The sequence below is a fragment of the Gelidibacter sp. F63206 genome (assembly GCF_023015735.1).
This window is the reverse complement of the sequence record NZ_JALKAU010000043.1, coordinates 22444-32767: the sequence shown is the minus strand read 5'-3', so window position 1 is coordinate 32767 and position 10324 is coordinate 22444. Positions and strand designations below refer to the sequence as shown.

Genomic DNA, 10324 nt, shown 5'->3' with positions numbered 1-10324 from the left:
TTCAAATTATGAGAACATTGGTTATTGGAGATATTCACGGCGGATTGAAAGGATTGAAACAACTTTTGGATCGGGTAAAGGTTGTGGAAGAAGACCGATTGATTTTTATGGGCGATTATGTGGATGGTTGGAGCGAATCGGCACAAGTCATCCAGTATTTGATGGTGTTGTCTCAATTGAAAGAATGCATTTTTATTAAAGGAAATCACGATGCTTGGTGTGAAAAATGGCTCAGAACCGATAAACCGGATACTATTTGGTTAGATCATGGCGGAAGAGGAGCCATAGAAAGTTATGGGAGTTTTTCAAGTGATGATAAGAAATTACACCTGAAGTTTTTTGAGCAAATGAAATTGTATCATTTGGATGAACAGAACCGGTTGTTTGTTCATGGAGGTTTTACATCCAAGCAAGGTGTTGAGAACGAAACTTCCGAAAGCAATTTTTATTTTGATCGAACGCTTTGGGAAATGGCTTTGGCTTTGGATAAAGAGATCGATGAGAATTCTGAGTTGTTTCCAAAACGCCTAAAACTTTATGACGAAATCTATATCGGGCATACGCCAACACTTTATTTCAATTCTGACGAGCCATTAAAAGCCATTAATGTATGGAATGTGGACACTGGTGCCGCATTTTATGGCAAGTTGTCGGCGATGGATATCGATTCAAAAGCGGTTTTTCAAAGTGATGCCTTAATGGAATTATACCCTAATGAAAAAGGCCGTAATCAACGTTCATTGAATCAGATTTTAGGAGTATAGGAGTTTTAACTAAGATGCTTTTTGTAATAGGTTAGTAATTTATTTGGGGTTGCACCCAGCCACTTCTTGAGATAAATGGTCCAAAAGTGGTATTGGACTTTCCAAATGCCATGTTTATGGTATAATCTAGCTGATGTTGTCAATTTTCTATTGATGACGACAAATTGTTTTCTGGCAAAAAGTTCGTTAATCAACATATTGTCTTCATAAATGACGTATCGCTCGTCAAAACCGCCAATTTCATCAAACAATTTTTTAGTGATAAACTGACTTTGATCGCCACCTCTGCATGCGCGCCAGCAGAATTGTGTCAACCATCCCGCCAATTGCAACCACCAGTGATTGCTGTCAAATTGCATCCTAAAACAACCGGCGTTATTGCCTTTTTCAACTTCTGTGAGGATATCTTGATCAAAGTCTTTAGGAGGAAAAGAATCGGCATGTAAGAAATAAAGGATCTCGCCTTTGGCAATTTTCGCACCGGCATTCATCTGTTTGGCACGCCCTTTTTCTGAGTTGATTAATAGAAGTTTTGTTGCGTCAGATTCCCTTTGAATACTATGATGAAGTTCAGACGCTTGGTGATGAGCAATGAGCGTATTAATAATTTCTTGAGAATCATCCGTACTTCCTCCATCTACAATAATTATTTCAGCGACATGATCCGCAGTTGAGTTGTCCAACAAATGCTGGATCAATTTAGCAATGGTTTCTGCTTCGTTGAGAATGGGAATTACAATGCTTATCATAGATTTTATTGCCGAAATGAACAGAAAGAAATGCTGTCAATGCAAGGTGTTGAAATTAATATTTACTGCTCATTTAATTTCCAATCATATTTTTTAAAAGTATATCGCGTATTAGGATTGATTTTAGTATTACTGTATTTATTTATAAAACCAATTAAATTTTTCTTGCCGTCTACTTTAAAATCGGACGTATAAAAATCAAAGATTTTCGAAAGTTTTGGATTGTTGGTCGTGATATCATTTAGATTGCCGTTGATAAACTCTTTTGTTGCAACTTCGAGTTGTTCATCTATTTTCGCGGCCGTAAAGGCCTCATTCATTAATTTTGGACAAGAATAAGAAGCGCAATTAATGGCAAAATGAATTCTTGGTTCGTTCATTTTTCGTAACACGCTATGTTCAATTGCGTCAAGTGACACTTCTTTGTCTCCGATTTTTACAAATCTTTTCTTCCAAGCTCCTTTGATGTCCTTAATGCTTTTTGTTGGGTAATTTTTGAGAATCAATTCTATGGTTGCGGCATTGTATAAATTAATATAATATGCCAATAGCTCCTGATCGCTCCACTTCTCATTTGGCTTCATTTTTGAAAGCTTCGTTAAGTAAGCTTCAAGTTTGTGTTGTTCTGTCTTAAAACCTTTATAATCAACAAGGCCTTCCTTGTTGACATATTTTTTTAGCAATTTATCCCAGTCGCTATGATCTACTTTATCTGTTGTGTTGGTTGTTGCAGAGATTAATTTATCGCCTACCTCTATAATAGGTTGACCTTGGCTGCCAGTCCCTGCGGCCACAGTCAAATTGTAACTGCCCAAAGTGAAAGCTATCACTGTAAGAAATGTAAATTTAACAAGTCGTTTCATGATGTTCTTTGAATATACATTATTGGTACAAGAAAAATCATTTCTTAGTTTTAATTGGATACATAGTCTGTCTGACAAATGTTTTTGGAAAGTCCTCTTCGTCATCAAAACCAAGTTCAATGTCCCTGCCGTCATGCGGCACATGATGTGTGTTAAATATATAATCCCAAACACTTAAAGTCAATCCATAGTTCACACCATACTTTTTATGTTCAGGCAATTCTTTGACGTGATGCCAAATATGCATCTTTGGATTATTGAAAATGTATTTCAATGGACCGTAATTCCAACCTAAATTAGCATGATTTAAATGGCCAATGGCAATGGAGAAAAAGTAAACGATGGAAACATCTTGCACATTAAAGCCTCCAATAATGGCAATGGGTATATACAATATCGAGTTATAGACCACAGGCTCCATCCAATGGTAGCGCAAATGAGCGGCAAAACCCATTTCTTTAACGCTGTGGTGCACTTTATGGAAATTCCACAACCATGGCACGCGATGCAACAAGATATGTGTATTCCATTGCACAAAATCGATGATCAAAAAGAAGATCAGCAGGCCTAACCATTTTGGTAATTCGCTAACACTAAAAACCTGTAAACTATCAATATGCCAACCAAAGAGCCCAAGTATATCATTGAAAAACTCTGCGGCTGTATTTGACAGTGCGATAAGGACAATCAAATTCAGCAAGAAGAAATTGAAGAACATATAAAAAGTGTCCAACCAAAAATCCTTTCGGAAAATGGATTGGTCCTTTCGCCAAGGGAACATGATTTCCAACAGCCAAACGATTAGGGAAATTCCAATTAATCCGTAAAAGTAATTGTCCCAATGGTAAACATGGGTTAACTCATATTTGAGGTAACGCCAATACCCTGAATAGGATTTTAAAATAATGTCAATGTATTTTTCCATACTAATTCCTGCGAATCCCGATAGCTATCGGGAAGGAATCTCATTTTTTAAACGTTAAAAACACTTTTCGTTTGAAAGATAAATTCCATATAACTTGTATTGTAGTCGTATTTTTAATAATTGCTTACGCATATTTCCTTGTCCCAAAATATGAATGTCGTTTGCTGATTTCACAGCGCTTTCTGCTCTAAATAAAATCTTTGAATCTTCATTTGAAAAAATTATTGATGGCAAAGCCTTCAGACTTCATCCAAATTTTAACAAAGTTTAGTTGGGATACCTTTCAGGTTTTGAAAACCTGAAAGATCTCGGCCTTAAATATTTTACAAACTCTTAATCAACTCTCGAAACAACACAATCATATCCGGTTCCGCAAATTCCTGCGCAGGCAGGAATCTCATAATTCAAACGATTAAAACGACTTTCTTCTAAAAGGTAAATCTCATATGGTTAGTATTATAGTTGTATTTTTAATAACTACTTACACATATTCCCTTTTCCAAAAATATGAATTCTGTTTTTCGATCTTACGGAGTTTGTGAAATGCTGTTTGCATTCAGCCGATAAACCTTTCAGGTTTTTGAAACCTGAAAGATCTCGGCCTTAAATATTTTACAAACTCTTAATCAACTCTCGAAACAATACAATCATATCCGGTTCTGCTTTTTCCGCCATGGCAATAATTTCAGATATATCTACTGGTTTTAGATTATTTGGATCGCATTCGTCCGTTAAAACCGATACCGCTGCCACTTTTAACTTCAAATGATTGGCCACAATAATCTCAGGAACTGTGCTCATTCCAACCGCATCAGCACCAATGATTTTCAGCATGCGATATTCTGCCCTTGTTTCCAATTGAGGTCCGACTACACTTGCATACACACCTTTGTGAAGCGTGATGTTGTGGTTTTTGGCAATTTGCTCAAATTTAGAATTGATTTCCGCATCATAAGGCGCACTCATATCCGTAAAGCGCTCGCCCATTTGTTCTACACCTTTAAAGGCCAAAGGTGAGCTGCCCTGTAGATTGATATGGTCGTCAATCAGCATCAATTCTCCTTTTTTGAAATTGAGATTGATGGCACCCGAAGCGTTGGAAACCAATAACGTGTGAATGCCCAGTTTTTCCATAATGCGAACAGGGTAGGTCACATCTTGAAGAGAGTAGCCTTCGTAAATATGAAAACGTCCTTGCATGATGATGGCTTTTTTTCCTTCTATAATCCCGTAAATCAGTTTACCTTTATGAAATTCGACCGTTGCCGTCGGGAAGTTCGGTATATGGTTATAACTGACTTCGTGAAGGATTTCTACGGCATCAATCAATTGACCCAAGCCTGTGCCAAGGATAATACCGATTTCTGGATTATCGAAACCTTTTTTTTGTAAGTATTCTGTGGTTTCGTTGATGAATTTTATCATTTTTTTGTGTAAAATTTTTTTAGTTGTTCATAATCTCTCATGTCCTCAAAGGTATCGATATCATTCAATTCTTTCAACAAATAGACCGAGCAATTTTGGAGGTCCTGCAAAGTGGAATTTAAGATTGAAGAAGTGCCCCAAGCTTTATTTTGGAACACTTTGGGATACAGATTTTTCATTCCCAAGAGATAATATCCACCGTCTAAAGCTGGCCCAATGACCACATCGTTAAATTCGAGTTGTGAAAAGGTATTGTTCACGAGTTCTGCGTCCAAGTCTAAAAGATCACTTCCGATAATAGCGACCTTTTCGTATCCCATTTCGAATAATTCTACAAAAGCATTTTGCATCCGTTGGCCTAAATCGTCACCTTTTTGGAGCTTTTTTCGGAATGTGCCAACATCCCAAAGGTCATCCTTTATGATGTTTTCAGAATAGAAAACGTAGTGATCTGCTTTAACCTCTTTTGCAATTGAAGCGGTATGATTTAAAAGAAATTTATAGACTTCCAAAGCATTTTCATCCCCAATCGTTTGTGCCAATCGCGTTTTGCATTTGCCCAATTCAGGATTACGGGTGAAAATAATCAGTGCTTTTTTGGAGGTAGGAAAATGGAAATCGGTGGCCATTTCATTAGCGCCGTCAGTATGTTTGGATGAAAGTATACCCATTCGTGAAAGTTCAAAGTTTAGTATTCAAAGTTCGGGAAAAACTATTGGATTGTGAAGAGATTTAAATCGGAGCTGAGTTCCGCTAACTCAAAAGAAAATTGCCTGCTCGTCCGCCTGCCAGTCGGAAGCTTCTGCGAAGGCTGGTAGCATTTGCGATGGCGGGAAACAGGAAGTTTTATGAGAAACCTTATGGTTATCGATTTGTTGAAAGTCTAAAACGAGGGTGTTTTAACCACAATGGGCACAATGTTTTGCGCAAGAGCGCAAGGAAATTAAACTTCAACTTCAATTTCGACTACAATTTCAACTTCCATTTCAACTTCAATTTCAACTTCATCTAAGTCACACTCCCCTGACAACTACTTCCTGCGCCAGCTGTGCAGCCGTAACAATGTTGGGAAATCATAATCGTTCTTCCTTCCAAAAGTTCTTCGTTATAGTCTGAAATATGTTTGACTTTACTGTTTACTGGCAGATTCAGCATCTGATTGAAATCGCAATCATACAAATAACCATCCCAAGAAACAGAGAGGGTATTGGTGCACATCACATTGTCAACGGTCTGCGGATTGAAAGCTTCCACCAAAGCGTACATGTAATCTTCGTAGTTTTCAGAGGCAATCAAATAATCCAAAAATCGGCTGATAGGTAAATTTGTTATGGTGAATAAATTATGAAAATTGATGCCAAAATCGTCGATCAAAGCTTTTTTGAAATCTTTTTCCATACTGGCTTGGTTTCCCGGTAAAAATGCGCCCGACGGATTATACACTAAATCTAATCGCAGATTGCTGTCCGGCATGCCATAGCCAACCGCATTGAGTTCTTGTAAAGCTTTTATGGATTTGTCAAAAACACCATTACCACGTTGTTTGTCCGTTTTTCCTTTGGTCCAATGAGGCATGGAAGAAATGACATGGACGTTGTGTTTTTTGAAAAACTCAGGTAAATCGTAGTATTTTTTATTGGCCCTAATAATCGTCAGATTTGAACGCACAATAAAATCCTTAACGCCAACTTTAGAAGCTTCTTCTACGAACCATCTGAAATCGGGATTCATTTCAGGAGCGCCTCCGGTCAAATCTAATGTATGAGCTCCCGTATTTTTTATGACTTCGAGACATTGTCGCATGGTCTCCCTGGTCATGATTTCCTTACGGTCTGGACCAGCATCAACGTGGCAATGTTCGCAAACTTGGTTACACATATACCCAACATTGATTTGTAGGATCTCAAGCTTTTTGGCTCTTAATGGAAATTGTCCCGTCTCGGCAATCTTATCCTTGAATTTTGGTAAATCTCCATTTTGAAAAATTCCATTGGATAAGATTTCGAGCTGTCTTTTACTGTTTGCTAATTCACTATTTCTTTTATGTAGGGATTTGATCATTTATTGGTTTAAAATTTAAGGTTCAAAGCTCAGGATTCAAAGTTAACAGTTCAAGGTTCTATGTTCAAACCCTAGGTTAGATCCAAAAACTTTTAAATTTCTATCTTCATACTTTTTTAAGATTACGATAAAAAACGGGATGAGCGATTCACACACTCCCGATGAAAAATCGGGATTGGTTCTCTACTCACATTTCTAATTTATTGACTTTATTCATCATCTGCACCCCGTGCACCAAGGTTGCGCCACCTTTAATTGCAGCTCCAACATGTAAGGCTTCCATCATTTCTTCTTTTGTGATGCCGCGCTGCAAACCATCTTGGGTGTACGCATCAATGCAATATGGACATTGTTCGGTATGGGCAACCGCTAAAGCAATCAATGATTTTTCACGAGCAGAAAGTTTTCCTTCCTCGAAAACCTTGGCATAATAATCAAAAAATTTATTGCCAAGTTCTTCACTCCATTCTGTGATTTTTCCGAATTTCTTTAGATCTGCTGGGTCGTAATAGGTTTTTTGCATGGGTTAATTGTTAGTTGTACTTACAGTTTTTTTAAGATACAGTTTTAAGTCGAAGAAAATCAATTAAGATTACAGCTTCAGTGTATTAATTTTAAGTTGTTGGATACGAGATCAATAGACGGTTTTGTCGTCTTTGCTGCTCCATTTTTGAAAAGGTTCGAGAGCGATGTCGCGCGATAATTGTTCAAAAGGAATGCTTCGTTTGTGATATGGCAATTCAATTTCCTTATAGATAAAGGCATCATCAAAATCAATGTCTGCTGCATCTTGATGGCTACACCCGTAATAAACCTTATCTGGTCTGGCCCAGTAAATAGCACCAAAACACATCGGACAAGGTTCGCAGGAGGTGTAAATAACACAGCCTTCCAATTGAAATGAATTGAGGTTTTTACAGGCATCACGGATGGCTATAATCTCTGCATGTGCGGTTGGATCGTTATGGGAGGTGACCTTATTATTACCACGCCCTACAACTTTTCCGTCTTTTACAATGACACATCCAAACGGACCACCTTCGTTATTGTCCATGCCTTTGAGTGCTGCATTGACAGCTTCGAGCATGAATTTATTTTTGTTTTCTGAACTCATTTTTACTTTTTTTAAATAGTTTTCAAATCCTTAAGGAATTAAAGGAGTCGAACCAACATGCTAAGATAGGAAAATTTGTACCCCTTTAAAACGGATACCCAATCGCAAAGTTCAGTATGGGGTTGCTGATATCAAAATTAAAACGTTTTCCTTTTGGAAGTGAAGGATCATGGAAAGGGGCAGCCAAATCAAAGCGGATGACAAAGCTTTGGATGTCAATACGTAGTCCCACGCCTGCACCCATACCCAATTCGCTTAAAAAGTTTTTGGAGAATTTATCTTTACCATCAAAAACCGGATTTTCTTTGGAATTCCAAATGTTTCCCGCATCAGCGAAAACGGCACCTTTTAAGAAGGAAACAATAGGGAATCTGTATTCTAAGTTGGCTTCCAGTCGGATATTACCTGTTTTGTCGAAGTAACTGTCGCTGGTATTATTCGTGTCTTCATCAACATTATAAGTGCCTGGACCTAAGGAGCGGATTCTAAAAGCCCGAACACTATAAGGTCCACCAGCGTAGTATTGTTTTACGAAAGGGATCACATCCGAGTTGCCGTACGCTAGTCCGTATCCCGCAAAAATGCGGGCGGCAATAGTTTGTTCTTTGGCAAAGTTGAAATGGTAACTTATATCGACATCAGCCTTGGCGTATTGGGCATACTCCATACCAAAAAATGTTTTTGGTACATCAGGACCTTGGTTTTTTCCAAATAAACTGATCGAGTTTCCTGCGACATCCAATGTGAAATTGAGATATTTTTGATGTGTTTTTTGTTGGTCGACCATTTCGTTATAGGTGAAGGAATAGGTAAGACCCGAAATAAATTGTTGTTCAAAACTGCGTTTCAAAAATGGATTGTCATTTAGGATTTCCTCAAATTCTGGAGTGGTCTTCATAAGATCTGTATAGCTTACGGAGATTGGATTGATTTGATGAGTCACGTATCTATTGGCATCCCAGGCATAACCGAAGAGTGCAGTTCCAGAAAGTAAGGTGTATAGTTTTCTCCGATCCTGAAAATCAAAACTCACCGAGGTTTTGGTTTTTGGGATGGAATATTTGAAAAAATCGTCGTTTATTTTAACAGGAAAAATAACTCTTGGAAAAATTAATTCGTTTTTCAAGCCAAGTTCCAAACTGCTATCTCCGGGGGTACTTCCACCACCCAATTGTGCCTCATAACCTACTTTTGCTGTGGTATTATAGGTTTCCCCTCCACCAAAAATATTTCTGTTGCTATAAGTCAATGCCAATGCTGGTCCTATAAAACTGTTGGATTTGGTAACCACTTGCAGTTCGGCCGTAAATGCACGTTTATTTAATGGTGACAAATAAATATTGGCTTCCAATAATCCTAAGTTATCCGTTGCTGAGGTATCGATTTCCCGATATTGGATATTGACATATTTGTAGGCACCAATTGTTGAGAGTCGCCTAGCGGTATTGCGCGAGGTTTCGGGATTGTATAGTTGATCTTCTTCCAGCTTGATAAATGGATCTAAATATTTTGGTTTAAAGAACACCTCCTTCTGAATGAAGTTTTTCTCGTTATATCGAATAATGTCAGTTTGGATTGAATCGGCTGTTTCATAATCAGGATACACATTGATTTGAGAAATCCTGTAAGGAACAGTGGCTTTTTTGGGTACGGCCTTCTTTAATTTGAGGAATAAATCGAAACCTTTATTATCATAGCGATTGGTATCGGCCTCAAATATTAGAAAACTGTCGTTGAAATTATAATAGCCTCTTTTCTTAAGATTTGCATCAATGCGAAGTCGTTCCAGCTTCATACTGTTCAAATCAAAGCGCATACCATTTTCAAATGGCGAATCTCCAACCAATTCTTTGATTTCTCCGTAGATTGGAGTGGGCAACGAATCTAATTGATACGTCTTCATGCGATAGGGTTTGGGTACTTTTACAGTATAGCTTACCGACGCTTTTTTTTCTGATTCTTCAAATTCTGAAGTTGCCGCACTATAGAAAAACCCCCTGTTTTCAAGTCGGTTAAGCAGCAGATCCTCCACATCAAAAGTTTTCACATCTGATTGATATACGGGTTTCTCACCAAATTTTTTATACAACCAACGGTTGATGAACCCTGGGTTTTCCTTTTGATTTTTGTAATAATATCGAAGACCCAGATACATCCCAAAAAACTTTGAATTGGGTTCTGGGCCAATCACCGATTCGAGTTCTGATTTTAAGCCTTCTTCATTCTTGATAATGGAATCAGAGACTATGGTCAGGTCGGCACCGGTATATAATCGTTCGTTTTCAGGAATATACTTGGAAATACCGCAGGAGTAAAAGCTTCCGGAAATGAAGAGTGTAATTACTATATATTTTAAATAGAATTTCAAGTCTTTTTTATTTGAGTTTTTTTATCGGCTAATTTTAAAGTAGTAAGGTCATTAT

General features: G+C 37.7%; 10 protein-coding genes. 1 reads left to right on the top strand and 9 read right to left on the bottom strand.

Features of this window, described 5'->3' with window-relative positions; translation table 11 throughout:
- The first annotated feature begins 5 nt into the window (after nucleotides 1-5).
- A complete protein-coding gene (locus MWU32_RS01285; protein ID WP_246937060.1) occupies nucleotides 6-764 on the top strand; it encodes a metallophosphoesterase family protein in 759 nt (252 codons plus the stop codon).
- 5 nt (nucleotides 765-769) lie between these two features.
- Here the strand turns inward: MWU32_RS01285 and MWU32_RS01280 are convergent, their stop codons facing one another.
- The 9 genes from MWU32_RS01280 to MWU32_RS01240 all read right to left on the bottom strand — a co-directional run bounded on the left by MWU32_RS01280 (nucleotide 770) and on the right by MWU32_RS01240 (nucleotide 10269).
- Nucleotides 770-1513 carry a TIGR04283 family arsenosugar biosynthesis glycosyltransferase gene (locus MWU32_RS01280; RefSeq protein ID WP_246937058.1) on the bottom strand — a complete coding sequence of 248 codons (744 nt, stop codon included), beginning with the start codon at nucleotides 1511-1513 and terminating at the stop codon, nucleotides 770-772.
- 62 nt (nucleotides 1514-1575) lie between these two features.
- Nucleotides 1576-2376: a DUF547 domain-containing protein gene (locus MWU32_RS01275; protein ID WP_246937056.1), complete on the bottom strand. Its 801-nt coding sequence runs from the start codon at nucleotides 2374-2376 to the stop codon at nucleotides 1576-1578.
- Between the two features lie 37 nt (nucleotides 2377-2413).
- The gene (locus tag MWU32_RS01270) at nucleotides 2414-3301 is read right to left on the bottom strand and encodes a sterol desaturase family protein (RefSeq protein ID WP_246937054.1); all 888 of its coding nucleotides are present in this window, start codon (nucleotides 3299-3301) and stop codon (nucleotides 2414-2416) included.
- Nucleotides 3302-3913: 612 nt separating this feature from the next.
- Entirely contained in the window at nucleotides 3914-4726 is an 813-nt protein-coding gene (locus tag MWU32_RS01265; protein WP_246937052.1) for a purine-nucleoside phosphorylase, read from the bottom strand.
- Nucleotides 4723-5397, bottom strand: a complete 675-nt coding sequence (locus tag MWU32_RS01260) for a TIGR04282 family arsenosugar biosynthesis glycosyltransferase (protein WP_246937050.1) — start codon at nucleotides 5395-5397, stop codon at nucleotides 4723-4725. The genes MWU32_RS01265 and MWU32_RS01260 overlap by 4 nt, the downstream gene beginning before the upstream one ends.
- A 337-nt stretch (nucleotides 5398-5734) precedes the next feature.
- A complete protein-coding gene (arsS, locus tag MWU32_RS01255) occupies nucleotides 5735-6787 on the bottom strand; it encodes an arsenosugar biosynthesis radical SAM (seleno)protein ArsS (RefSeq protein ID WP_246937048.1) in 1053 nt (350 codons plus the stop codon).
- A gap of 187 nt (nucleotides 6788-6974) precedes the next feature.
- Nucleotides 6975-7310, bottom strand: a complete 336-nt coding sequence (locus MWU32_RS01250; RefSeq protein WP_129017385.1) for an arsenosugar biosynthesis-associated peroxidase-like protein — start codon at nucleotides 7308-7310, stop codon at nucleotides 6975-6977.
- Nucleotides 7311-7421: 111 nt separating this feature from the next.
- Nucleotides 7422-7901 (bottom strand): nucleoside deaminase, encoded by a 480-nt coding sequence (locus tag MWU32_RS01245; protein ID WP_246937046.1) that lies wholly within the window; start codon nucleotides 7899-7901, stop codon nucleotides 7422-7424.
- A gap of 85 nt (nucleotides 7902-7986) precedes the next feature.
- The gene (locus MWU32_RS01240; RefSeq protein ID WP_246937044.1) at nucleotides 7987-10269 is read right to left on the bottom strand and encodes a BamA/TamA family outer membrane protein; all 2283 of its coding nucleotides are present in this window, start codon (nucleotides 10267-10269) and stop codon (nucleotides 7987-7989) included.
- Between the last annotated feature and the right edge of the window lie 55 nt (nucleotides 10270-10324).